Origin of the sequence: Pseudomonas sp. DC1.2 (assembly GCF_034351645.1) — a bacterium.
Lineage (GTDB): Bacteria > Pseudomonadota > Gammaproteobacteria > Pseudomonadales > Pseudomonadaceae > Aquipseudomonas.
Genome location: NZ_CP133782.1, coordinates 2670173 through 2695824, shown reverse-complemented (window position 1 = coordinate 2695824; position 25652 = coordinate 2670173). Strand labels below are relative to the sequence as shown.

Below are 25652 nucleotides of genomic sequence, written 5' to 3'. Positions count from 1 at the left end.
CAGTGCTGCACTGCGGGCAGGACGACTCACCTTGCCCACAGTGACCGCTGCCCTTCTGGATATTGCATGCCCGATACCTATCTGCCCGCCAGCCAATTCCTGGCTTCCCTTGATGACGATTGGCGGCGCCATATCGACGCCGTTGGCCCCTGCCGCCATCAACCCCATCCAACGCGCGAACCTTACGAGTCGCTGGTGCGGGCCATTGCCTATCAGCAACTGCATGCCCGCGCCGGGGATGCGATTGTCGGGCGCTTGCGGGCACTGTTTCCATCCAGTCCATTCCCTGAGCCCGAACAGATTCTGGCGACAGATTTCACGCAGCTACGCAGCTGTGGATTTTCCGCCAGCAAGATCACGACCCTTCAGGGAATTGCCCAGGCAACGCTGGACGGCGTAGTGCCGGATTATGCAACGGCGTTGGCGATGGACGACGAGGCTCTGATCGAGCGTTTGATCACCCTGCGCGGGGTGGGTCGCTGGACGGTGGAGATGCTGTTGATCTACAGCCTGGAGCGGCTGGATATTTTACCGGCGGATGATTTTGGCGTGCGTGAAGGCTATCGACGCCTCAAAGAGTTGGACGCGCAACCCAATCGTAAGCAGATGATCGAGATCGGACTGGGTTGGCGTCCGTATCGGACAGTCGCGGCGTGGTACTTGTGGCAAAGATCCGACAAGGTTGCGCCGCGCATTATCTGACATCGACTCAAATACAGTGCGCCCAGCGAACACGCCGTCAGCGTTTTTCAGCGGTATGCAGCCCGGTGCATAGGTGCTCCGGGCAGCGATACGAGACAGCAGACGCCTGGGTTTATCAGACCGAGAGATGCTCATAGAGAATCGCCGAGCCCACAATGATCAGGACCACACCGCCAGCAATTTCAGCACGTTTGCCGATGACGCTGCCGATGACCCGACCGAGCATGACGCCGATGGTGACCATGGTCATGGTGGCCAAGCCGATCAAGCCTGCCGCAAGCCAAATATTGACGTTGACGAAAGCCAAGCCGACGCCGACGGCAAGCGCGTCGATGCTGGTAGCGAAACCGGTGACGGCGAGCAACCAGAAGCCATGTTGCTTGGGTTTTTCGACCTCGACTTCTTCGGCCTCTTCAGTTTTGACCCCGTTATAGATCATGTGCAGACCGAGGACCAGCAACAGGCTGAAGGCGACCCAATGGTCCCAGCTGGAGACGAACTGCGTGGCGGCCTGACCAATAAACCAGCCGGCAATCGGCGTGAGCCCTTCGATCACGCCGAAGATCAGCCCAATACGCAGTGCTTCGAGAAATTTAGGTTTATGCAGGCTAGAGCCTTTACCGATAGCGGCCGCGAAGGCGTCGGTAGACATGGCAAAGGCAAGGAATATTAGAGAGGCTAGGTTCACGCTGAAACATCCGGTCGGGCTTGAGTCCACGACATGCCCGCGCGCCCGACTTCAGCGCAGGTATGTCGATGGTCTCACCAACCAGAAGGTGCCCGCACCACGGCATGTTGCCGAGAATGTTGATACGGGCGCTTGCGACGAATCGCAAGCAGGCTACTCCCCAAAGAGGCGCGCAGATTAACCGAGCCGATGTGAAAAATCTATCAAGGACTAGAATTTTTACATTTTGCTCGCCTGAGCATCTCAGGCCGCGATGGGCACACCGCTGTGAAAACGAAACTCCACATCCGGCGACTCAATCAACGCGTGTTCGGCATCGCGGACCCTGTCGATCACCTGCGCGATGTCTTTGGCATCTCCGTACTGATAGGCCAGCTTCAGGTAGCCCTGAAAGTGCCGGGCTTCACTTTTCAGCAAGCCGAAATAGAACTTGCCCAAGTCTTCATCCAGGTGCGGCACCAGTGCCTCGAAACGCTCGCAGCTACGGGCTTCGATAAACGCCCCCACCACCAGCGTGTCCACCAGTTTCACCGGCTCGTGGCTGCGCACCACTTTACGCAGGCCCGAGGCATATCGACCGGCGGACAGCTGACGCAGCTCGATCTTGCGTTTTTTCATCAAACGCATGACTTGTTCGTGATGCACCAGTTCTTCGCGGGCCAGACGCGACATCAGGTTGATCAAATCGACATGGGAATGGTATTTGGCGATGAGACTCAGCGCCGTGCTGGCGGCCTTGAATTCGCAGTTTTTATGATCGATCAACAGGGTTTCCTGATCGGCCAGTGCGGCCTGGACCCAGCCATCGGGGGTGCGGCAGCCAAGGAACTGATGAATTTCGGGAAGAATCATTGGCTCACTTCCGACAGGACGGCGACGATTTCGGGCTTCAGTAGCATGGGGCTCACGGACAAAGGTTCACGGCGAAGGGCGCCGATTATACCGGCCTGTCGACAGACCACCAGTCGCCACCGTTGATATGCATCAAGTCCCGGGTTGCCGAGCAGCAACTATAGTTGTGCAACGCAGTGTTTTTTACTTACTGGAGATCCCGACCATGCAAGCCATTCGCAGCATTCTGGTGGTCATCGAACCCGAGCACTCGGAAAGCCTGGCGCTGAAACGAGCCAAGCTGATCGCTGGCGTGACGCAAGCCCACCTGCACTTGCTGGTCTGCGATAAAAAGCACGATCACAGTGCCATGCTGGGCGTGCTTAAGGCTGCGCTGGTGCAGGACGGCTATAGCGTTACCACCGAGCAAGCCTGGAACGAAAGCCTGCACGAAACCATCGTCGATGTGCAGCAGGCGGAGGGCTGCGGATTAGTGGTCAAACAGCATTACCCCGACAGCCCTTTGAAAAAGGCGCTGCTGACCCCGGCCGACTGGAAACTACTGCGCTACTGCCCGACGCCCGTACTGCTGGTGAAAACGTCTAAACCTTGGACCGGCGGGGTCATCCTGGCGGCCATCGACGTCGGCAACACGGACGACGAACACCGCGCCCTGCATGCCTGCATCATCGATCACGGTTATGACATCGCCAGTCTGGCCAAGGCACAATTGCATGTGATCAGCGCTCACCCGTCACCGATGCTGTCATCGGCCGATCCGGTGTTCCAGCTCAGGGAAACCATCGAGGCCAAGTATCGCGAGCAGTGCAAGGCGTTTCAGGCCGAGTTCGACATCGATGATGAACACCTGCACATCGATGAAGGTCCGGCAGATGTGTTGATTCCGCACATGGTCCACAAACTTCAGGCGGCCGTGACGGTCATCGGCACCGTGGCGCGCACCGGCTTGTCCGGCGCATTAATCGGCAATACCGCGGAAGTAGTGCTGGATGCGGTAGAGAGCGATGTGCTGGTGCTCAAGCCCGACGAAATCATGGACCATCTGGAAGAGGTGGTAACGCGGCATTGAGAGCTATCGCGCCAAGCCGATTGCTTTTGCGAACAGGCCTGCTCCCACTGGGAGCAGGCCTGTTCGTGATGCTTTTAAAGCTCAGCCGCCGAAGGCGTCCTTGAGGAATCCGGGTGCGATGTAGCGCTGGTAATGCGCCTCGGACAGCAGGAAGAACTCCCGGTCAATCGCATCGCGCAGCTCCGGCAAATTCCAGTCGCGAAACTCCGGCATCAACACCATTCCGTAGGCCTCCAGATTGTTGATGACCCGGGCGCCCCGTGCGATCAACTGATAGGCCCAGCAATACTCGGACTGGTGCGGCACAAAGCGGATTTTCCGCTGCTCAAGCTGCAAGCGCAGGCGCTGCGAGTCGAACACTTCCAGCTTGCTGGCCATCACCTGCGACAGCAACTGCTCAAGACGCAGCCACACCGCGCGCTTTTCCTCCTCGTTGTAACCATTCCAGTTGATCACTTCATGGTGGAAACGCTTGCAGCCACGGCAGACCAAGTCACCGTAAACGGTGGAGCAGAGGCCGACGCAGGGAGTCTTGATGGTTTGATTGGGCATAGTTAGGCAAAACACGGGAAAGCAGAACAAGTCGGCATGTTAGCCCTTTGTCTAACATTCATCACCCCTCAAAGTTGAGGGGCTAACTTACCTTTAATTTTTTTTTGCCGTAGAATCAGCCAGCCTTTTAAGGCGCCAATGTCCGTTTGAAGCTGTTTTCAAAGCGTCACGAGCACAGTCGTTCCTACAGAGCGGTGTTGGCGATGGATTTTTCCAGCGGGGAAAAGCCCAACGCCAACCCTCATCAGCTCCCCGTTCTGCAGGCGTAAAACTTTGAAAGCAGCTTCTGTAAGGAATTGCCGGTAATTCTGGCTAAGTGGCCCACAACGCCACGCAGCGCATGAGTACGGTAATTTCGGGATGAGCGTCCCGGACACCCATTTGGGACCACTGATGAGGGTAATAACTGTGCTTGAAGCCTACCGCAAACATATCGAAGAGCGTGCAGCACTGGGTATCGTTCCCCAGCCGCTTAACGCCGAACAAACTGCAGGCCTGGTCGAGCTGCTGAAGAATCCCCCGGCTGGCGAAGAAGCTTTCCTCGTTGACCTGATCACCAATCGCATTCCACCTGGCGTGGACGAAGCAGCTTACGTAAAGGCTGGTTTCCTGTCGGCCCTGGCCAAAGGCGAAGCGACTTCCCCCCTGATCGACAAAAAACGCGCTGTTGAACTGCTCGGCACCATGCAGGGCGGCTACAACATCGTGACCCTGGTTGACCTGCTCGACAGCGCCGAACTGGCCCCAGTCGCTGCCGCTCAACTCAAGCACACCCTGCTGATGTTCGATGCGTTCCACGACGTGGCGGAAAAAGCCCAGAACGGCAACGCACACGCCAAAGGCGTGATCCAGTCCTGGGCTGACGGCGAGTGGTTCCGCAACCGCCCTGTCCTGGCCGACAAGATCAGCCTGCGCGTGTTCAAGGTCACCGGCGAAACCAACACCGACGACCTGTCCCCTGCCCCAGACGCTTGGTCGCGCCCGGACATTCCGCTGCACGCCCTGGCCATGCTGAAAATGGCCCGTGAAGGCATCGTGCCTGACGCCCAAGGCGTGACCGGCCCGATGAAGCAGATCGAAGAAATGCGCGGTCAAGGCTTCCCTATTGCCTACGTCGGTGACGTGGTCGGTACCGGTTCTTCGCGTAAATCAGCGACCAACTCGGTGCTGTGGTTCTTCGGCGACGACGTTCCTAACGTGCCGAACAAGCGCGCTGGTGGTTTCTGCTTCGGCAGCAAGATTGCTCCGATCTTCTACAACACCATGGAAGATGCTGGCGCTCTGCCAATCGAGTTCGACGTCACCAACATGAACATGGGCGACGTGATCGACCTGTACCCGCATGCTGGCAAAGTCTGCAAACACGGCACCGACGAAGTCCTGACCACCTTCGAAATGAAGACCCCGGTGCTGTTGGACGAAGTTCGTGCTGGCGGCCGTATCCCGCTGATCATCGGTCGCGGTCTGACCGACAAGGCGCGCGCCGAGCTGGGCCTGGGCCCTACCGATCTGTTCAAACTGCCTGAAGCACCTGTCGATACCGGCAAGGGTTTCACCCTGGCACAGAAAATGGTCGGCAAGGCGTGCGGTCTACCAGAAGGCAAAGGCGTTCGTCCTGGCACCTACTGCGAACCGAAAATGACCACCGTCGGTTCCCAGGACACCACCGGTCCTATGACCCGTGACGAACTGAAAGACCTGGCGTGCCTGGGCTTCTCGACCGATCTGGTGATGCAGTCGTTCTGCCACACCGCGGCGTACCCTAAGCCGATCGACGTGACCACCCACCACACCCTGCCAGACTTCATCATGACCCGCGGCGGCGTTTCCCTGCGTCCGGGCGACGGCATCATCCACAGCTGGCTGAACCGCATGCTGCTGCCGGACACCGTCGGTACTGGTGGTGACTCGCACACCCGTTTCCCGATGGGCATTTCGTTCCCGGCCGGTTCCGGCCTCGTTGCGTTTGCTGCTGCCACTGGCGTTATGCCGTTGGACATGCCGGAATCGATCCTGGTGCGTTTCAAAGGCAAGATGCAACCGGGCGTTACTCTGCGTGACCTGGTTCACGCCATTCCTTACTTCGCGATTCAGGCTGGCCTGCTGACCGTCGAGAAGAAAGGCAAGAAGAACGCCTTCTCCGGTCGCATCCTGGAAATCGAAGGCCTGGACAACTTGAGCATCGAACAAGCTTTCGAGCTGTCCGACGCCTCGGCCGAACGTTCGGCTGCCGGTTGCACCATCAAGCTGTCGAAAGAATCGATCACCGAGTACCTGAGTTCCAACATCACCCTGCTGCGCTGGATGATCGGCGAAGGCTACGGCGATGCACGTACCCTGGAACGTCGTGCCCAAGCGATGGAAGCCTGGATTGCCAACCCAGAGCTGATGGTTGCCGATGCTGACGCCGAATACGCTGAAATCATCGAAATCGACCTGGCCGACATTAAAGAGCCTGTGCTCTGCGCGCCAAACGATCCGGACGACGCCCGTCTGCTGTCCAGCGTTGCTGGCGAGAAAATCGACGAAGTGTTCATCGGTTCGTGCATGACCAACATCGGTCACTTCCGCGCTGCCGGTAAGTTGCTGGAACAGGTCAAAGGTCAGCTTCCAACCCGTCTGTGGCTATCGCCGCCGACCAAAATGGACGCTCACCAGCTGACCGAAGAAGGCTACTACGGCATCTACGGCAAGGCCGGCGCGCGCATGGAAATGCCAGGCTGCTCGCTGTGCATGGGTAACCAGGCACGTGTAGAACCGAACTCGACTGTGGTGTCGACGTCGACCCGTAACTTCCCGAACCGTCTGGGTGACGGCGCGAACGTCTACCTGGCTTCGGCTGAGTTGGCGTCTGTGGCTTCCATCCTGGGTCGCCTGCCGACTGTCGAGGAATACATGGAATACGCTGGCAAGATCGACAGCATGGCGGCCGATGTCTACCGCTACCTGTCCTTCGACCAGATCGCCGAGTTCCGTGAAGCAGCAGCGAATGCCAAGATTCCGGTCCTTCAAGCCTAAGGTTACAACGCAATAGAAAACGCCGCCCATCGCGAGAGGGGCGGCGTTTTTTTATGCAGGCAAAGACTGCACGACCAGCTTGAGCGCTTGCTGCACCGCACCGTCGACGCTTAAATCGCTGAGCATGACCTGCTCACGCTCCTGCGCTGGCAATTTTGAAAGTACCATGTGCGCCTCCTGCTTGAGTCGCGCCAGAATCAGCAGTTTGTCTTCGGCCCGTACTTGCAAGAAGAACGCCTCAAGCGCCTCGATACTCGTGCCATCCAGGTCAGGGGACTCTTCGAGGCTGAGAATGACTGTATGAATCGGCGATGACGCGTGCCGCACCAAATGCAGTGCGCCGCCCAAAATACGCTCTACGTTGGCAAAAAACAGCGCTTGGCTCGGCCGGACAATCAGCACCCCAGGTATTTCGCGGGCCAGAGAATGGCGTTGTAAATCGACAAAGTCGTGACCGCCCCCCATCTGCCCCAGCACCTGAATGTCCGCCGATGACATTTGTTTCAACATCAACACCACACTGATCGCCACGCCCAGCAGCAAACCGTCGAGTACCCCGAGCACCAACACGGCGGCCACCGCACTGATCACCAATACGCGGTCACGACGCCAGATAAAGTAGCGCCCCAACGGTTGTAGGCTCAAGCCACGCGCCAAGGCATGGATCACGATGGCAGCCAGCACCGGCTCGGGGGTGAGCGCAATGTAAGGCAACACCGTCAGCACAATGACCAACACCACCGCCGCCGCGACGATGCCCGCTAAACGGGAGTTGGCACCCGCGGCCTCATTGGCCGACGTTGCGGAGTAACCCGCACCGGCCGGCATACCATGGAACAGGCCAGACAGCAGGTTGGCCGCGCCCAACGCTAGCAAATCACGGTTCGAAGAGACCCGATCGCCATGCTTGAGGGCAAAGGAACTGATGGACCCAAAGGATTCGGCGTAAAGAATCATCACCATGGCAAACGCCAATTCACCCAAACGCAGCCAGTCGGCAAAAGGCAACACCGGCAAGTGCGGGACTTCGAGGCTCAGGTCGATGACGCCGATCAGCTTCACCCCGTAGTCCGGCAGGTTTAGCCACTGGCTGGCGGCAATACCCAGCGCCACTACCAACAAACCACCCGGCACCCGCCTGAATCGTGCGCACACCCCCAACACCAGCAACGCCACGACCCCGACCAGTGCGCCGATACCATTCCACTGCGGCCACTGCTCAAGCAATTGCGGCATAAACCGGATCAGGTTGCTGTTGGTCAACGGCACATCGACGATGCTCGCGACTTGTTTGAGGATAATCGTCAGCGCCAGCCCAAACGCAAACCCGCGCAACACCGGCTTGGCAATGAACGACGTAACACTGCCGAGCTTTAACAACCCGGCCAGCAGAAAAAACCCGCCAGTGACCAAGACCAGCCCAATCGCCAGCGTCAGGCGCAGCGCCGGGTCACCTCCGGCCAGCGTGGCGGTGGCAGCGGCCAACACCGCCGCCGAGGACGAGGTGGCGGACACGATGGCAAACCGGCTGGTGCCCAGAAGTCCGTAACACAGCAGGCCGGCAAATAACGCAATTACCCCGGCCTGGGGTGGCAACGCAGCGATGCTCGAATAGGCGACCGCTTCTGGCAGCAACAGGCCTGCAATCGACAGCCCGGCTAACAGGTCCTGCCAACGGTTCGGCGCATCGGCTGGCAACTGTGCCGGAACGGAGCGTGGCTCAGTCGGCAATCGGACCCACCCACCCCGGCAGATACCGAGCCTCTTGGCTGCGGGCCAGGCCCATGGCTTTGGCCTGGAGCTTGGGGCCCAGTTCGTTGATCAGGTCACCGGCAATGCGGCTGCGAAAGAAGTCGGCCCACAGAAACTCACTGTAGGGTGCGGTGTCCTTGGCGTAGCCCCCGGCCCGACGCAGCAGCCCGGCGAGGCTGCGATAAGGGTCGTCTTGCAGATCGACGATACGTTTGGGGATAGCCTCAAAGGAACGCCTGGCGCCACGGCCGTCATAGGGATGCGCCCACTGGTTGAAGTTCATCACATTCCAGAACGTCACCGGGTCGACAAACGACAAGTCCTTGAGCACCAACAAGGAGACGCGCTTGACCTCTTCTTGCAGCAGGGCCAACCCGAAATGGTGATGGTCAACGATGTAGTAATTACCATCAGGCCCCAGGACGCTGGGAAACCAGTGATTATCCAGCGCCACTGCGCGCTCCTTGCGTTTGAGCTTTTTCCACTCCTGACGCTTGGCCGCGACTTCAGACAGGCCGACCGTGAGTTGCGTGGGATGGAGTTTTTCCAGTTTGCCGCTGATCAGTTGCGGATGGGCACGAGCCATGAAGCGTCTCCGAAGACAGATAAACAAACCGGGGAAACCCCGGCAAACGCTCTACGAGGCACGAATGCACCGTCAAGAGTAGCCGCTAATCCCACGGGATGTATGCTCTGAATCAGCGCCCGAGCATTTTAAAGCCGCAATAAAAAACGCCGCGCACCGTGAGATGAGCGACGTTTTTCATGACTGAAAAAAGTCAGGGCCAGCCTTAAGACCGAGTCACCACCCGCGAGAGCGACAACGCAGAATATTCACCAATAGTTAAGCTCAAGCCGTCAGCGAATAAATCAGCGCAGAAATCGCCACCAGGCCCACCGCCGTCACGAACACGTTGGACGCCTGACCGCGATAGCGAGCCATGGCCGGCACTTTGCGAATGGCATACATCGGCATCAGAAACAGAATCGCCGCAATGACCGGGCCGCCCAAGGTTTCGATCATGCCCAGAATGCTCGGGTTCAACGTAGCAACGATCCAGCACACCACCAGCATGAACGCCGCCGTCATACGGTCCAGAGTCTTGGCCGCCGGGCGTTTACCACTCTTGACGATCAGGCCTTTAAACCCTTCGCTGGCGCCGATGTAGTGGCCCAGGAACGATTTTGAAATGGCCACGAAAGCAATCAACGGTGCCGCGAAGGCGATGGTCGGGTTGCTGAAGTGATTGGCCAGGTACGACAGGATCGACAGATTCTGCGCTTTGGCTTCCGCCAGTTGTGCCGGCGACAAGGTCAGCACGCAACTGAACACAAAGAACAGCACCATCACCACCATCAAAACGTGGGCACGGCAGAGGATTTGCGAGCTGCGCTCTTCGGCGTGTTCACCGTACCGCCGCTTCTGGTCCACCGCAAAGGCCGAAATGATCGGCGAATGGTTGAACGAGAACACCATCACCGGGATCGCCAGCCACAGAGTGTGTAGCAGCGCCGATGGCGCGGGCAGCGTGGACGCGGTGGCGAGAATGCCACCATTCCAGTGAGGAATCAGAAACACGGCGAGAAACAGCAGAGCGACGATGAACGGATAGACCATCAGGCTCATGGCCTTGACGATCGCTTGCTCACCACAGCGCACTACCGCCAATAGGCCGAGGATCAGCACAAACGACAGCAGCGCGCGCGGCGGCGGCATGATGTGCAACTGGTGTTCGAGAAAACTGCCCACGGTGTTGGTCAGGGCCACGCTATAGATCAGCAGGATCGGAAAGATCGCCAGGAAGTAGAGCAAGGTGATCAGCGCACCGGCCTGAATCCCGAAGTGTTCCTCCACCACCTCAGTGATGTCGGCACCTTCGCGCCCAGACAGCACAAAGCGAGTCAGGCCACGGTGTGCGTAGAACGTCATGGGGAACGCCAGCACTGCCAGGATCAGCAGCGGCCAGAAGCCGCCCAGCCCAGCGTTGATCGGCAGAAACAACGTACCGGCCCCGATTGCCGTGCCAAACAGGCCCAGCATCCAAGTGGTGTCATGGCGATTCCAGCTCGTGAGGCTCGCTGGTGCTGCCGCTTCAAAGCGTTCGTCGACGCTTTTAGCCTGATCATTCATCCGGTGGGATCTCCGCATTCCGGTCAGTTGCTACCCGGTCAGGACGAGTCAGAAAAATCCGACAGGCAGCGCCCTGGCCGAAACAGGGGCGCGATTGTCCGGGATAAATGAGCAGAAGCAAAGACTTAGCTGAGCAGCGGTTGTGCGGATCAGATCAAGAGACCGGGTTTATTGTGACTGCGCAGTCTTGACCTTAAGGAAGTGCAAGGCCCGTAGCGCTTGACCCCATCACCATCGACGCTTGTTAAATGTTCGCTGTCATGTATTTTCGAGTGACCTCAATTCTGTCCGGAGCTCTGTCATGCCGCTCGTTCGCATCGATATCAAACAGCAGCAAGACCCCACTTACGCCAAACGTATCGGCGAGTTGGTCTACGAGGCGATGCGCACAGCGATTGGCGTGCCCGAACACGACAATTTCCAGATTTTGAACGAGCACGATGAAGAGCATTTCATTTTCGATACAGCGTATCTAGGTATCAATCGCACTAATAACCTAGTGATCATTCAGATCACCCTGAATGAAGGTCGAACCACCGAACAGAAAAAGAGCCTTTATCAAACCATTGCCCAGCGCTTACACACAGAACTGGCAGTGCGGCTCGAAGACGTTTTTATCAATCTGGTAGAAGTAAAAAAAGAAAATTGGTCATTCGGCAACGGCATCGCCCAGTACGCCTGAGTTCAACCCTTTATTGCGCGAGCATCAGATGCTCCGAGTCTCACCCAAGCAAGCCGAGCGCAATCGCGAAGTGATCATTGAGGCCGCCACGTGGCTTGTTTCTTGGTCAGGACTTTCACGGGGCTTGTTGTTTCTCCCGTCCGGTCGGCACGCTCCGTAAGACCTTGAAGAAGAAACACCATGTCTTCAGCCCTTTCAATCATTGATATGCAGGTCGATTGCCAAACCGCGCCGCAATAAGCAATCTGGGGCGAGTGTAGAGCCCCCCCGCCATTCCGATGCCCCTAGGAGCCACGCATGCCTGCAACCGTTCTGGTACTGGTCGAAACCATCAATGACTACTTGCCGATTCTCGAACATCAGGGCTTTCACCTGATCCTGGCGCCCACACCTGCCGAACGCGCCCAGGCAATCGCCAGCCAGGGTGAGCGGATTGATGCAGTGCTGACCCGAGGCCCACTGGGGCTGTACGCCGAGGAAATTGCGGTCCTGCCACAGCTCAAGATCATCTGCGTAATCGGGGCCGGTTACGAGCATGTGGACCTGCAAGCCGCCAGCGACCGGGCGATCACCGTCACCAACGGCGCCGGGGTCAACGCCTCCTCGGTTGCCGATCACGCCATGGCGCTGCTGCTGTCGCTGGTGCGTGACATTCCACGGGCCGATGCCGCCGTGCGCCGGGGCGAGTGGCCGAAAATCATGCGCCCTTCCCTGGCCGGTAAACGCTTGGGCATCCTCGGGCTCGGCGCGGTCGGCATGGCCATCGCCAAACGCGCCGCCCTTGGCTTCGACATGACCGTGAGCTACCACAACCGCCACCATCGCGACGACGTGCCTTATACATTTTGCTCGACACCGACCGAACTGGCCCGGGCCTCGGACTTCCTGATTGTGGCCACCCCTGGCGGGCTCGGCACCCAGCACTTGATCACTCGCCAGGTGCTGGACGCCCTGGGGCCCAAAGGTTTTCTGGTCAACATTGCCCGGGCCAGTGTGGTGGTGACCGCTGACCTGATCAGCGCATTGGAACAACGGCGGATTGGCGGTGCTGCGCTGGATGTGTTCGACGCCGAGCCGACAGTGCCCGACGCCCTCAAAACCTTGACCAATGTCATCCTCACGCCCCATGTCGCAGGGTTGTCCCCGGAGGCGACACAAGGAACCGTCGAGATGGTAGGCAAAAACCTGATGGCGTTCTTTTCCGGTCAAGCGGTGTTGACCCCAATAGAGCTGCCGGCGCCAATCGCGTTGCAAGACAACCTGTAGGCCTTTGTGCCAGTCCCCCCAAGCTGGGGCAGCCCACTTCAGCGTGTCGTTGCGAAACTGCGCCCCTTGCCCGGTCCGCGCCAAGCCATCAGGAACGCTGATTATCCGGCAACACGCTAACCTATAAGACCGCGCCATGCTTGTGGCGCCCTGGGTGCACCATTAGATTAGCCAATGATGTCTGGCCTCCAAAATAAGCAGAAGGGATAAGCATGGCGCTTACTGACCAGTCCACCCGTGTCCGCTCTGGCGAAGAACTCGATGCCAGCCTGATCGATCCATACCTCAAGGCCCATATTCCGGGGCTGAGCGGCTTACCACACATCAGTCAGTTCCCCGGCGGGGCCTCGAACCTGACGTATCTGCTCGAATACCCCGAACAAGAATTCGTTCTGCGTCGCCCGCCGTTTGGCCACAAGGCCAAGTCCGCACATGACATGGGCCGCGAATTTCGAATTCTCAATCAACTGCGTGACGGCTTTCCGTACTGCCCCAGAGCCTACGTACACTGCACGGATGAATCGGTGATTGGCGCCGAGTTCTACGTGATGGAACGGGTGAACGGCATCATTCTGCGCGCCGAGTTGCCGTCAGAGCTGGGCCTGGACTCGGCAAAGACCCAAGCCTTATGCAAAAGCTTCATCGACAAGTTCGTCGAACTGCACCAGGTCGACTACAAGGCCCTCGGCCTCGGCGATCTGGGCAAGCCCGAAGGTTACGTCGCACGGCAGATTAAAGGCTGGAGTGATCGCTACGAGAAAGCCCTGACCCCGGATGCGCCGAAGTGGGAGGCGGTCAAAGCCTGGCTCAACGACAAGATGCCGGACGACCATCCGACGTCGAGCATCGTCCATAACGACTACCGCTTCGACAACGTGATCCTCGATCCGCATAACCCGATGCACATCATCGGCGTGCTCGATTGGGAACTGACGACCCTCGGCGACCCGTTGATGGACTTGGGCAACACCCTCGCCTACTGGATCGAAGCCGGTGACCCTGCCCCCGTACAACTGATGCGTCGCCAGCCGAGTCACGCGCCGGGCATGCTGACGCGCCGTGAATTTGTGGATTACTACGCCGAACGCGCGGGCATCCAGATCGACAACTTCGACTTCTACTACACCTATGGCCTGTTCCGTCTGGCCGGCATCGTGCAGCAGATCTACTACCGTTTCTTCCATGGTCAGACCCAGGACAAACGCTTTGCCCAGTTCATACACATGAACACACTGCTGGAACAGATGAGCTTGCAGGTCATTCAGAAATCCAGCCTTTGATTACGCTCCTGGCCCAATAACAAGACTTTTTATAAGAGAACCCCATGTCCAAGACTCAGTTGTTCGACCTCGACGGCAAGATCGCTTTCGTCTCCGGCGCCAGCCGTGGCATCGGTGAAGCCATCGCCAAGCTGCTGGCCCAACAAGGCGCGCACGTCATCGTTTCGAGCCGCAAGCTTGAAGGCTGCCAACATGTCGCTGACGCCATCATTGCTGCGGGCGGTAAAGCAACCGCTGTCGCGTGCCACATTGGTGAAATGGAGCAGATCACGCAGGTCTTCGCCGGCATCCGCGAGCAGTTTGGGCGCCTGGACATTCTCGTCAATAATGCTGCGACCAACCCTCAGTTCTGTAATGTGTTGGACACCGACCTCGGCGCCTTCCAGAAAACCGTCGACGTGAACATCCGAGGCTATTTCTTCATGTCGGTCGAAGCCGGCAAGCTGATGCGCGACAACGGCGGTGGCAGCATCATCAACGTCGCCTCGATCAATGGCATCTCGCCGGGAATCTTTCAGGGCATCTACTCAGTGACCAAGGCCGCCGTGATCAACATGACCAAAGTCTTCGCCAAGGAATGTGCGCCATTCGGTATCCGCTGTAACGCCCTGCTGCCGGGCCTGACCGACACCAAGTTTGCCTCGGCGCTGGTCAAGAATGACGCGATTCTGAAGGTGGCACTGGCGCAGATCCCGCTCAAGCGGGTGGCGGATCCCAGCGAAATGGCGGGTGCAGTGCTGTATTTGGCCAGTGATGCTTCCAGCTATACCACTGGGGTTTCGTTAAACGTGGACGGTGGTTTTCTGTCCTGATTCGGTTACCGGAATCGATGAAAGGCAGCGCTTGAGCTGCCTTTTTCTTTCGTCAGTGAATACACCCTAGTGAGCAAAGCGTTTTTACTGGCGCGGCATTTAAAGAAAATTAATTCCAGCGTTTGCAAATAACGAATATTTATTCCATTAATAGCCCTCCTGAAAACAAAAATCCAAAAGGACCCCGGCTATGCGCGAACTCGGTATCGGACTCATCGGCACAGGCTTCATGGGCCGTGCCCACGCCTTGGCATTTCGTAACGTCAGCGCGGTCTTCGAGCTGCCCTTGAAGCTAAAACTCGCCGCCCTGGCAGACGCCGACCCGCAACGGGCCCGACACTGCGCCGATGCCTGGGGTTTCGAGCGGGCCCATAGCGACTGGCAGCAACTGATCACTGACCCAGCCGTCAACCTGATTGCCATCACCACCCCGAACCACCTGCACTACCCCATGGCCATGGCCGCCCTCGCCGCCGGGAAACCGGTGTATTGCGAAAAACCCCTGGCGGTTAATCTGCAAGAGGCCAACGCCATGCGCCAGGCGGCTAAAACGGCGGGCGTGGTGACGCGTGTCGGTTACAACTATCAACACAATCCAATGATCGGCCTGGCGCGCGAGCTGATCGAGAGCGGCGAGTTGGGCGCCATCATCAGTTTCCAGGGTGAATTCAGCGAAGACTTCATGGCCGACGCGGCCTCCCCCTGGTCCTGGCGTTGCGAGGCCGAACACGCTGGCGGAGCGTTAGCGGACCTCGGCAGTCACTTGCTGGCCATGGCCCGGTACCTGGTGGGCGATATCGAGGCGGTCTGCGCCGACACCCAAACCGTACACCGGCAACGCCCCGCCACCACTGGCAGCCTGCAATTGCGCAGCATTGCCGTGGACGATCAGGTGCATGCCTTGCTGCGGTTCGCTAATGGCGCACGGGGCACGTTTAGCAGCAGTTGGCTCAAGCACGGCTACAAGAATCACTTGAGCTTCGAGATCAGCGGCACCCTGGGCACCTTGGCGTTCGATCAGGAGCGCCTGAATGAATTGCGTCTGTTTCGTGCCGGACAGGAGGGCTTCCAGCGCTTGCTGGCCGGGCCGAAACTGCCGGGTTACGCAGCGTTCAGCCCGGCACCAGGGCATCAGTTGGGGTACAACGAACTCAAGACACTTGAAGTACATGACCTCGTGATGGCGCTGGCCGGACAAAGCCAGGGCGGAACCGACTTCGAGCAAGCATGGGAAGTCGAGCGTCTGGCGACAGCGATTCGCCTGGCTGCGGACGAATCACGCTGGGTCAGGATAGAAGAGGTCTAAGCCCACGCGCCCGAGCGTTGCCGTCATGGCCCTTGGGCGCCTGGCCCAGAGCCGAGCGCAGGTGTTACGCGATCAGCACAGCGCTCGCAACGCGAAAATCAACGGTTTTAGAAGCCCAGAGCGCCAAGGTGTTTCTGCTGGATCCGCGCGCAGAGAAAATCAACTGTCGGCCTTGCAAAAATGCAGACGGGACCTGCACGTATCGGGGTTGTACAGGGCAAATTTGCGCTGCTACGATCCAGCATCGCTCGCGCGCGAGCTTGTCTATAAAGAACAATAAAAGCAGGGAGTTATCGATGACTGCTCAGGTTTCATCCCAGGGGGCACAGGCCATGGACGCCGTGCAAAATGAAGTGCTGGCCGAGATTCGCAATCACATCGGCTACCTCACCCTCAACCGCCCAACCGGGCTCAACGCCATTACCCTGGGCATGGTTCGCAGCCTGCAACGCCAGCTCGATGCCTGGGCCGAAGACGCCCAGGTGTATGCCGTTGTGTTGCGCGGAGCCGGTGAAAAGGCTTTCTGCGCCGGGGGCGACATCCGCTCGCTGTACGACAGTTTCAAAAGCGGCGACACCCTGCATGAAGACTTTTTCGTTGAGGAATACGCCCTCGACCTCGCCATTCATCACTACCGCAAGCCGGTCCTCGCCTTGATGGACGGTTTTGTATTGGGCGGCGGCATGGGCCTGGTGCAAGGTGCCGATCTTCGGGTGGTGACCGAGCGCAGCCGCCTGGCAATGCCGGAAGTGGCCATCGGTTACTTCCCCGATGTCGGCGGCAGCTACTTCCTGTCGCGCATCCCTGGCGAACTGGGGATTTACCTGGGCGTCAGCGGTGTACAGATTCGCGCCGCCGATGCACTGTATTGCGGGTTGGCCGACTGGTACCTCGACAGCACCCAACTGGGCCGTCTGGACGAACAACTCAATCACCTTGAATGGCACGAAACACCGCTCAAAGACCTGCAAGGTGTGCTGGCCAAACTTGCCGTGCAGCACCTGCCCGACGCACCGTTGAGTCAACTGCGTCCGGCCATCGACCACTTCTTCGCCCTGCCTGATGTCCCGAGCATGGTCGAGCAACTACGCGAAGTGACCGTCGCCGACAGCCACGAATGGGCGACAACAACTGCTGACCTGCTGCAAAGCCGCTCCCCGCTGGCCATGGGTGTGACCCTGCAAATGCTCCGCCGCGGTCGCCGCCTGAGCCTCGAACAGTGCTTCGCCCTTGAGCTGCACCTGGACCGCCAATGGTTCGAGCGCGGCGACCTGATCGAAGGCGTTCGTGCCTTGTTGATCGACAAAGACAAGACCCCCCGCTGGAACCCGCCGACCTTGCAGGCGCTCGACGCCGAGCACGTTGAGAGTTTCTTCAGCGGTTTTGAGCAGAGCGGGAGCTGAGCCATGCACGATATTGAATTAAGCGAAGAGCAAGTGATGATCCGCGACATGGCAAGGGACTTCGCCCGAGGCGAAATCGCGCCCCACGCGCAAGCCTGGGAAAAGGCCGGCTGGATCGACGACGCGCTGGTGGCACAGATGGGCGACCTGGGCCTGCTGGGCATGGTGGTCCCGGAAGAATGGGGCGGCACCTATATCGACTACGTCGCCTACGCCTTGGCAGTAGAGGAAATCTCCGCTGGCGATGGCGCCACGGGGGCGTTGATGAGTATTCACAACTCCGTTGGCTGCGGGCCGGTGCTCAACTACGGCACACAAGAACAAAAACAGACTTGGCTGCCAGACCTGGCCAGCGGAAAAGTCATTGGTTGCTTTTGCCTGACCGAACCGCAAGCCGGTTCCGAGGCCCACAACCTGCGCACCCGCGCTGAACTGCGGGACGGCCAATGGGTGATCAACGGCGCTAAACAATTCGTCAGCAACGGCAAACGGGCGAAGCTGGCGATCGTGTTTGCCGTGACGGACCCCGACCTGGGCAAAAAAGGTATTTCCGCCTTTCTAGTCCCGACCAACACCCCAGGGTTCATCGTTGACCGCACCGAACACAAGATGGGCATCCGCGCGTCCGATACCTGCGCAGTGACCTTGAGCAATTGCACCCTGCCCGAAGCCAACCTGCTGGGCGAGCGCGGCAAAGGCCTGGCCATTGCCCTCTCCAACCTCGAAGGCGGACGCATCGGCATTGCCGCGCAGGCCTTGGGCATCGCCCGTGCAGCGTTCGAGGCCGCGCTGGCCTATTCGCGGGATCGGGTGCAGTTCGACAAACCCATCATCGAGCACCAGAGCATCGCCAACCTGCTGGCGGACATGCACACCCGATTGAACGCCGCACGCCTGTTGATCCTGCACGCGGCACGGTTGCGCAGCGCCGGTAAACCCTGCCTGTCGGAAGCCTCCCAGGCCAAGCTGTTCGCCTCGGAAATGGCCGAAAAAGTCTGCTCATCGGCGCTGCAGATTCACGGCGGGTATGGGTACCTCGAGGACTACCCGGTTGAGCGTTACTACCGGGATGCGCGGATCACACAAATTTATGAAGGGTCGAGCGAGATCCAGCGCATGGTGATTGCTCGCGAACTCAAAAATTACTTGGTTTAACCGCTGAGACGCCCCGCAAGCAGGCTCGCTCCAAACGTGGACCTTCAGTGTTGACAAGGTCCCTGTTGGGCCGAGCCTGCTCGTGCAAGCGTTTCACTTGCCTTGAAACTGTGCCTCACGCTTATCAATAAACGCCGCCATTCCTTCCTTCTGATCTTGCGTGGCAAACGCCGCGTGGAATACCCGACGCTCGAAGCGCACACCTTCGGAGAGGCTGACTTCAAACGCACGGTTTACGCTTTCCTTGACCATCATGGCTATCGGTAACGACTTCCTGGCGATCAGCGCGGCGACTTTCAGTGCTTCGTCCAGCAGCTCATCGCTCGGCACAATGCGCGCCACAATCCCGCAACGCTCCGCTTCCACCGCATCGATCAAACGGCCGCTGAGGCACATTTCCATGGCTTTGGCCTTGCCCACCGCACGGGTCAGACGCTGAGTCCCGCCCATGCCTGGTAGCACGCCAAGGTTGATTTCCGGCTGACCGAAGCGGGCGTTGTCGCCCGCCAGAATGAAGTCGCACATCAGCGCCAACTCACACCCACCGCCCAAGGCAAAGCCATTGACGGCAGCGATGATCGGCTTGCGGCGGTTGGCCACGCGGTCACTGTCACTGAACAGGTCGTCGAGGTAGATCTGCGGATAGGTCAGCTCGGCCATTTCCTTGATGTCGGCGCCCGCCGCAAAGGCTTTTTTTGAGCCCGTCAGCACGATGCAACCTATGTTCGAATCGGCTTCCAGGCCATCGAGGGCGCGGTTCAATTCGCTGACCAGTTGCACGTTCAACGCATTCAACGCTTGCGGACGGTTGAGAGTAATCAGGCCAACACGGCCTCGGGTTTCCAACAAAATCGTTTCGTAGCTCACGTGTAAGTTCCTTTCAAAGATTGCGCGAAATGACCATGCGCTGAATATCGCTGGTGCCTTCGTAGATCTGGCAGACCCGCACATCGCGGTAAATCCGCTCCAGCGGGAAGTCGTTCAGATAACCGTAACCGCCCAGGGTTTGCAACGCCGCAGAGCACACCTTCTCAGCCATTTCCGAGGCGAACAGCTTGGCCATCGACGCCTCTACCAGCGCCGGTTTACCGCTGTCACGCAGCGCCGCGGCGTAATGCACCATCTGCCGCGCCACGGCGATCTGGGTCGCCATGTCGGCCAAGCGGAATGCCACCGCCTGATGCTCGATGATCGGCTTGCCGAAACTTTCTCGCTCGCGGGCATAGTCTCGGGCGGCTTCGAACGCCGCGCGGGCCATGCCCACCGCTTGCGAGGCAATACCGACTCGCCCGCCTTCGAGGTTGGCCAGGGCGATTCGATACCCTTCACCCTCCTCGCCCAACCGATTAGCCACGGCGACTTTCACGTCGTCGAACAGAATTTGGCAAGTATCGGAGGCATGTTGGCCGAGCTTGTCCTCAACACGCGCCACGCTGTAGCCCGGTGAGTCGGTGGGCACGATCAGCGCAGTGATCCCGCGTTTTCCGGCACTCGGGTCCGTCACTGCGAACACGATCACCACCCCGGCGTTTTGCCCGGAGGTGATGAACTGTTTGCAGCCATTGAGCACGTAGTGATCGCCTTCCAGCCGAGCCCTGGTTTTCAGGCCGCTGGCATCGGAGCCAGCCTGCGGTTCGGTCAGGGCAAACGCGCCGAGCATCGCACCGCTGGCCAGGGGCTTGAGGAAGCGTTCTTTCTGATCATCGTTGCCGTACTTGAGGATCGGCACGCAACCCACCGAGTTGTGAACGCTCATGATGGTCGAGCAAGCACCGTCACCGGCGGCGATTTCTTCAAGGGCCATGGCATAGGCCAAATAGCCGGTGTCGCAACCGCCCCACTCTTCGGGCACCAGCATGCCGAAGAAACCGAGTTCGGCCATTTCTGCAATGGCCTCCTTGGGGAAGCGATGTTCACGGTCCCATTCGGCGGAGAACGGCTTCAACCGCTCTTGGGCAAACTGCCGGGCCGCGTCACTGATCTGAAGTTGCTCGTCATTGGGAATCATGCCAAATCCTTAAAAAATAAACTGAATGCGAAACCCTGTGACATAGGCTTGCATCACGCTCAATACAGACACTCAACGGCCATGGCCGTGGCTTCACCGCCGCCGATGCAGATCGCTGCAACGCCGCGCTTCAGGCCTTTTTGGCGCAGAGCCGAGAGCAGGGTCACCAGAATTCGCGCGCCTGATGCACCGATCGGATGGCCCAAGGCGCACGCGCCGCCGTGGACGTTGACCTTAGCGTGGGGAATGTCCAGCTTGCTCATGGTCACCAAACTGACCACGGCGAACGCTTCGTTGATTTCAAACAACTCGACATCAGCCAACGACCAGCCGGTTTTTTTCATCAGCTGTGTGATCGCCCCCACGGGTGCCACCGGGAACAGGCCCGGAGTATCAGCAAATGCTGCGTGGCCATGGATAACGGCCAACGGTTTGAGGCCATTTTTTTCGGCGTGCGAACGACGCATCAGCACCAACGCGGCTGCGCCGTCGGAGATCGAACTGGAGTTTGCCGCCGTCACGGTACCGCCCTCGCGGAACGCTGGTTTTAGCGAGGCAATCTTGTCGAGCTTGGCTTTCGGTGGCTGTTCATCGTTGCTGATCAGCACCTGTTCTTTGCCGACGGTAACCGTCAACGGCACGATTTCGGCCTTGAAGCTGCCGTCCTTGATCGCGTGTTGCGCGCGCGTCGTCGATGCAATGGCGAACGCATCCTGTGCTTCACGGGTAAAGCCATTGGCCTCGGCACAATCTTCAGCAAAAGTGCCCATCAGGCGACCTTTGTCGTAAGCGTCTTCAAGACCGTCAAGAAACATGTGATCGAGCACCCGGCCGTGGCCCATGCGGTAACCGCTGCGGGCACGGTCCAGCAGATAAGGTGCGTTGGACATGCTCTCCATGCCCCCGGCGACCACTACGTCGGCGCTACCGGCAATCAGCATGTCGTGGGCCAGGAGGGTCGCTTCCATGCCCGAACCGCACATCTTGTTCAGGGTCGTGCAACGGGTCGACTTATCCAGCCCAGCGCCCAGTGCGGCCTGGCGCGCCGGGGCCTGGCCGAGGCCCGCCGCCAGGACGCAGCCGAACAACACTTCGTCTACCGCATCCGGCGCCACACCGGCCCTGTCGACCGCGGCGCGAATCGCGGCAGCGCCCAGTTGCGGCGCACTCAGGCTTTTCAACTCACCCTGAAAACCGCCCATCGGGGTGCGGACGGCACTGACGATAACAATCGGATCGTTGGCAATGGTCATGACAAAACTCCTTACTGGGCGGCCATACGCAAGGCGCCGTCGAGACGGATCACCTCGCCGTTGAGCATGCTGTTTTCGATGATATGCCTGACCAGTGCGGCGTACTCGCCCGGTTTACCCAGACGGGGCGGAAACGGTACGCCCGCGGCCAGCGACTCGCGGACTTGCGGGGTCATGCCGGCCATCATCGGGGTTTCAAAAATACCGGGGGCAATGGTCATCACGCGGATGCCGAATCGCGCCAATTCACGGGCGGCGGGCAAGGTCAGGGCGGCGATGGCGCCTTTGGAGGCGGCATACGCGGCCTGGCCAATCTGCCCGTCGAAGGCCGCGACCGAGGCGGTGTTGATAATGACGCCTCGCTCGCCGTCTTCATTGGCTTGGGTTTCGGCAATCGCCGCCGCCGCCAGGCGCAACATATTGAAGCTGCCGATCAGGTTGACGTTGATCACCTGACTGAAGCTGGCCAATGCATGGGGACCGTTCTTGCCGAGGATTTTCTCGCCACGGACGATGCCCGCGCAGTTGATCAAGCCATTGAGGCCGCCGAACGCTTTGACGGTTGCCTGGACCGCTGCTTCGGCCGCCGCTTCGTTGCTGATGTCGGCCACGACACTGTGCGCGCCCAATCGCAGCGCCTGAGCCGTCACAGCGTCGGCATTCATGTCCACCAGCATCACGTTGGCACCGGCCGCCACCAGCATTTCAGCGGTCGCAGCACCGAGGCCGGACGCACCGCCGGTAACGAGAAAAGTCTTGTGTTCGATCTGCATCATGGTTTCCTTGGGTTCAAGCTGAAACGTTCTTCGCGGCGGCCTCTTGAGCCTTGGCGATTTCCTGGTTGCGCAAGATAAAGCGCTGCAATTTGCCGCTTGGGGTTTTCGGCAATTCGCTGACAAATTCGATTTCGCGGGGGTATGAGTGCGCGGCCAGACGCATGCGCACGTGTTGGCGCAACGCTTCGGCCAATGCCGGCTCGGCGCGGTACTGCGGGCTGAGCACCACGAAGGCTTTGACCAATTCGGTACGCTGCGGATCAGGTTTGCCGACCACAGCGGCTTCGACCACTGCGGGGTGCTCGATCAGCGCGCTTTCAACGTCAAACGGACCGACCCGATAGCCTGATGTGGTGATCACGTCATCGCTGCGGCCGACAAAGCTGATGCTTCCGTCCGGGTTCCACTCCACGGTATCGCCGCTCAAGTAATAGCGGCCGACGAACGCGTTGGTCGGCGCGCCCTCGTAACCGCTGAACCAGCACATGGGCGACTGGCTGCGATCGATGGCGAGAATCCCTGGCTGACCGACCGAGAGTTCGTTGCAGTTGTCGTCCAGCACCACGATGCGATGACCCGGTGAAGCGAAACCGGCAGCGCCCAAGTGGACCGGGTGCTCCAGGCCATGGTGATTGCACAGCACCATGCCCAGTTCGGTCTGACCGTAATGGTCATGGATGACGACGTTCAGGTTGTCCGCAAACCAGCGAATCACCTCAGGATTCAGCGGTTCACCGGCGCTGCTGACGATGCGCAGTTTGCCCTTGATCGAGCGTGCGAATTCGTCGCCACCGGCAATCAGCAAGCGGTATGCGGTCGGCGAACCGGTGAGGTTGGTGATCGAATATTTGTTGATTATCCGGCAGGTACTTTCGAGGGTGAACGGGCCATCGTAGAACGTGATCGGGTGCCCCATCGACATCGGCCCGGTCACACCAAAGTAGATGCCATAAGCCCAACCCGGATCGGCGATGTTCCAGAACGCATCTTCAGGGCGCAGGTCCACAGCGTCTCGGGTGTAGCTCTGGAAGGCGACAAGCGCTTTGAGCGGCACTGAAAGGGCTTTCGCCGGGCCGGTGGTGCCTGAGGTAAACATCAGCAGGAACGGGTCTTCACCGGTCAGTAGCAGCGGCTCGCACACGGGGGAGTAATGGGCCAGTTCAGCCCAAAAGCTGTAATCGCCACGCACAATCCCCTGCCCTTTAGGGCCGGCAACGGTGACGAGGGTCGGGCAATTGGCGACGTCAGCGAGTTTGGCGCGATTGACCGCATCGGTCACGACCACCACAGCGCCGGAGCTGCTTAAGCGATGTTCGAGGGCTTTGGGGCCGAAGGCCGTGAACAGCGGCTGATAGACCGCGCCGATGCGCCACGTGGCGAACACGGTGATCAACAATTCGATATTGCGTGGCAAGAGACCCGCGACCTTGTCCCCCTTTTTCACGCCTTGAGCCAGCAGGAAATTGGCGAACCGCGCAGCCTTGTCTTGCAAGTCGCTGAAGGTGTACGTCGCGCTGGCGCCGTCGCGGCCCTCCCAGAACAACGCGATGCGCCCCGGCAAGGCGTGCCGGTCACAACATTCAACGCAGGCGTTGAGTGCGGTCAACGACCCGCTCAGCGTGGCTTCGACGGTGTGCTGGAAATTGAACTGTGACGTGGCAGACACGTAATCGCGCATGAGCACCATCCCTCTGTTTTTTTATTAGATGGGGAACCTTTAATAACAGGGAAATACTCGCTCCGCGCGCAGGGTGCGGCAATGGTCAAAGCTATCAAGTTGGTTGACTGGTTTGGCCAAGAGCCAACAGCGGACGCAGAGCGCCCTCCCCTCAGCCATGCCGCGTGAGCAAATGACCGGCGTTTAGCTGGCTTCGTTAAGAATCAGACTGCGGTAATGCCCGGGATTGGACCCCGACCATTTTCGAAACGCCTTGTAAAAAGAACTGGCATCGGCAAAGCCCAAGCGCGCCGCAATGTCGGCAAAGCTGATCGAAGGATCCGCCAGCCAGACGATCGCCAGTTCCTTGCGCACGCTGTCCTTGAGCCCTTGCCACGTCTGCCCTTCTTCGGCCAGACGGCGGCGCAGGGTCGAGGCGGACATGCACAGTTGCTGCGCCAGGGTTTCGGTTTCTGGCCACTGTTCGGCCGGCAGTTGCCGCAACTCGTGTTTGAGCCGACTGGCCAGGCTCTCCGGATCACGGTACTTGACCAGAATGTTGGCCGGCGCATGGGCCAGGAAGCGCTTGAGTTCTTCGGGGCTGCGCTTGATCGGCAGATTCAGGCAATCGGCGGCGAAAATCATCCGCGTGCGTGGGCGGTCGAAACGCAGGTTTTCGGAAAACATTACGTGGTAGTCGTCGCAGAAATCCGCTGCGGGGCAACGCAGCTCGATGGCCAGAATCGGAATGCGCCGCCCCGCCAGCCAACAGGCGACACCGTGGACGATCATCCAGTAGGTGAAATAGGTAAAGGCGCGACGCGGCGTCTGGTCGTCTTCCAGCAAGACGATTTCGGCCAGGCTTTGCTGGCGCACCAACTGCGCAGGCAAGTGTTCGAGCATCAGCGACAGAAAGCCCAGGCCCGACGTCAGGCCGGCCGCCAGAGTCGGCTGGACCATGGCGCAACGGCAGAGAAATTCCAGACTGCCCGATTTGAGCTGGCGCGGGTCCATGCCGAAGAACTCATCGTCAGTACGTCGCGCCAGCAAGCGCCACAACCGTGCGTAAGCGGTGGCGGGAACTCGGGCGTCGGTGGTTGCCAGCAATCGAGGATCGATGCCGACCTTATGCAACACCTCTTCGGTGGCCGCACCGGGCGCGCAACTTTGCAGCAGCGCCTCACGCACCAGTTGCATGGAAATGGTGTCTTTATCCGACATTAAACGACTCTCGGCGCCACAGATTGATCTGCCGGCCATCTTAGGCAGCGCAGGATAAAAAGCCAGTCT

The 25652-nt window shown here is 59.3% G+C and carries 22 protein-coding genes and 1 riboswitch; of the genes, 10 read left to right on the top strand and 12 right to left on the bottom strand.

Going from position 1 to position 25652, the window contains the following annotated elements; translation table 11 throughout:
- The first annotated feature begins 66 nt into the window (after window positions 1-66).
- Window positions 67-702 carry a DNA-3-methyladenine glycosylase gene (locus RHM68_RS12285; protein WP_322223316.1) on the top strand — a complete coding sequence of 212 codons (636 nt, stop codon included), beginning with the start codon at window positions 67-69 and terminating at the stop codon, window positions 700-702.
- 115 nt (window positions 703-817) lie between these two features.
- Here the strand turns inward: RHM68_RS12285 and mntP are convergent, their stop codons facing one another.
- Window positions 818-1390, bottom strand: a complete 573-nt coding sequence (gene mntP / locus RHM68_RS12280; RefSeq protein ID WP_322223314.1) for a manganese efflux pump MntP — start codon at window positions 1388-1390, stop codon at window positions 818-820.
- A riboswitch (yybP-ykoY riboswitch) is annotated at window positions 1389-1559 on the bottom strand. (Overlaps the previous gene by 2 nt.)
- A 74-nt stretch (window positions 1560-1633) precedes the next feature.
- Window positions 1634-2242, bottom strand: a complete 609-nt coding sequence (locus RHM68_RS12275) for a tRNA-(ms[2]io[6]A)-hydroxylase (RefSeq protein ID WP_322223311.1) — start codon at window positions 2240-2242, stop codon at window positions 1634-1636.
- A gap of 205 nt (window positions 2243-2447) precedes the next feature.
- Between RHM68_RS12275 and RHM68_RS12270 the strand changes: the two genes are divergently transcribed.
- The gene (locus tag RHM68_RS12270) at window positions 2448-3311 is read left to right on the top strand and encodes a universal stress protein (protein WP_322223309.1); all 864 of its coding nucleotides are present in this window, start codon (window positions 2448-2450) and stop codon (window positions 3309-3311) included.
- An 81-nt stretch (window positions 3312-3392) separates the two neighbouring features.
- On the opposite strand, the gene RHM68_RS12265 is transcribed toward RHM68_RS12270, so the two are convergent.
- The gene (locus tag RHM68_RS12265; protein WP_290028322.1) at window positions 3393-3863 is read right to left on the bottom strand and encodes a DUF1289 domain-containing protein; all 471 of its coding nucleotides are present in this window, start codon (window positions 3861-3863) and stop codon (window positions 3393-3395) included.
- Between the two features lie 408 nt (window positions 3864-4271).
- Here RHM68_RS12265 and acnB point away from each other — a divergent pair, with 408 nt between their 5' ends.
- Window positions 4272-6881, top strand: coding sequence for a bifunctional aconitate hydratase 2/2-methylisocitrate dehydratase (acnB, locus tag RHM68_RS12260; RefSeq protein ID WP_322223775.1), 2610 nt, complete (start codon window positions 4272-4274; stop codon window positions 6879-6881).
- A gap of 51 nt (window positions 6882-6932) precedes the next feature.
- Here acnB and RHM68_RS12255 read toward each other — a convergent pair whose 3' ends face one another.
- From RHM68_RS12255 to RHM68_RS12245, 3 genes are all read right to left on the bottom strand, one after another.
- A complete protein-coding gene (locus tag RHM68_RS12255) occupies window positions 6933-8612 on the bottom strand; it encodes a SulP family inorganic anion transporter (RefSeq protein WP_322223303.1) in 1680 nt (559 codons plus the stop codon).
- Window positions 8602-9219, bottom strand: coding sequence for a ParB-like protein (locus RHM68_RS12250; protein WP_322223302.1), 618 nt, complete (start codon window positions 9217-9219; stop codon window positions 8602-8604). Before RHM68_RS12250 ends, RHM68_RS12255 begins: the two co-directional genes overlap by 11 nt.
- Window positions 9220-9483: 264 nt before the next feature.
- A complete protein-coding gene (locus tag RHM68_RS12245) occupies window positions 9484-10764 on the bottom strand; it encodes a serine/threonine transporter (protein WP_322223299.1) in 1281 nt (426 codons plus the stop codon).
- Window positions 10765-11065: 301 nt separating this feature from the next.
- On the opposite strand from RHM68_RS12245, the gene RHM68_RS12240 reads away from it, so the two are divergent.
- The 7 genes from RHM68_RS12240 to RHM68_RS12210 all read left to right on the top strand — a co-directional run bounded on the left by RHM68_RS12240 (window position 11066) and on the right by RHM68_RS12210 (window position 18668).
- The gene (locus tag RHM68_RS12240; protein ID WP_322223297.1) at window positions 11066-11446 is read left to right on the top strand and encodes a tautomerase family protein; all 381 of its coding nucleotides are present in this window, start codon (window positions 11066-11068) and stop codon (window positions 11444-11446) included.
- Between the two features lie 297 nt (window positions 11447-11743).
- Entirely contained in the window at window positions 11744-12712 is a 969-nt protein-coding gene (locus RHM68_RS12235) for a 2-hydroxyacid dehydrogenase (protein ID WP_322223295.1), read from the top strand.
- Between the two features lie 212 nt (window positions 12713-12924).
- Window positions 12925-13992: a phosphotransferase family protein gene (locus tag RHM68_RS12230; RefSeq protein ID WP_322223292.1), complete on the top strand. Its 1068-nt coding sequence runs from the start codon at window positions 12925-12927 to the stop codon at window positions 13990-13992.
- A 44-nt stretch (window positions 13993-14036) separates the two neighbouring features.
- The gene (locus RHM68_RS12225) at window positions 14037-14804 is read left to right on the top strand and encodes an SDR family oxidoreductase (protein WP_322223290.1); all 768 of its coding nucleotides are present in this window, start codon (window positions 14037-14039) and stop codon (window positions 14802-14804) included.
- 190 nt (window positions 14805-14994) lie between these two features.
- Window positions 14995-16110, top strand: coding sequence for a Gfo/Idh/MocA family oxidoreductase (locus tag RHM68_RS12220; protein WP_322223289.1), 1116 nt, complete (start codon window positions 14995-14997; stop codon window positions 16108-16110).
- A gap of 296 nt (window positions 16111-16406) precedes the next feature.
- Complete coding sequence (locus RHM68_RS12215; RefSeq protein ID WP_322223287.1) at window positions 16407-17513, top strand: enoyl-CoA hydratase/isomerase family protein; 1107 nt, start codon at window positions 16407-16409, stop codon at window positions 17511-17513.
- A gap of 3 nt (window positions 17514-17516) precedes the next feature.
- Complete coding sequence (locus tag RHM68_RS12210) at window positions 17517-18668, top strand: acyl-CoA dehydrogenase family protein (RefSeq protein WP_322223285.1); 1152 nt, start codon at window positions 17517-17519, stop codon at window positions 18666-18668.
- Between the two features lie 93 nt (window positions 18669-18761).
- Here the strand turns inward: RHM68_RS12210 and RHM68_RS12205 are convergent, their stop codons facing one another.
- The 6 genes from RHM68_RS12205 to RHM68_RS12180 form a co-directional block, all read right to left on the bottom strand.
- Window positions 18762-19535: an enoyl-CoA hydratase gene (locus tag RHM68_RS12205; protein WP_322223283.1), complete on the bottom strand. Its 774-nt coding sequence runs from the start codon at window positions 19533-19535 to the stop codon at window positions 18762-18764.
- Window positions 19536-19548: 13 nt separating this feature from the next.
- Window positions 19549-20676, bottom strand: a complete 1128-nt coding sequence (locus tag RHM68_RS12200) for an acyl-CoA dehydrogenase (RefSeq protein WP_322223280.1) — start codon at window positions 20674-20676, stop codon at window positions 19549-19551.
- A 59-nt stretch (window positions 20677-20735) separates the two neighbouring features.
- Window positions 20736-21929 (bottom strand): acetyl-CoA C-acyltransferase, encoded by a 1194-nt coding sequence (locus tag RHM68_RS12195; RefSeq protein ID WP_322223278.1) that lies wholly within the window; start codon window positions 21927-21929, stop codon window positions 20736-20738.
- An 11-nt stretch (window positions 21930-21940) separates the two neighbouring features.
- Window positions 21941-22702, bottom strand: coding sequence for an SDR family NAD(P)-dependent oxidoreductase (locus RHM68_RS12190; protein WP_322223276.1), 762 nt, complete (start codon window positions 22700-22702; stop codon window positions 21941-21943).
- Between the two features lie 16 nt (window positions 22703-22718).
- Window positions 22719-24383, bottom strand: coding sequence for an AMP-binding protein (locus tag RHM68_RS12185; RefSeq protein WP_322223273.1), 1665 nt, complete (start codon window positions 24381-24383; stop codon window positions 22719-22721).
- Window positions 24384-24566: 183 nt separating this feature from the next.
- Window positions 24567-25583, bottom strand: a complete 1017-nt coding sequence (locus RHM68_RS12180; RefSeq protein ID WP_322223271.1) for an AraC family transcriptional regulator — start codon at window positions 25581-25583, stop codon at window positions 24567-24569.
- Window positions 25584-25652 lie beyond the last annotated feature (69 nt).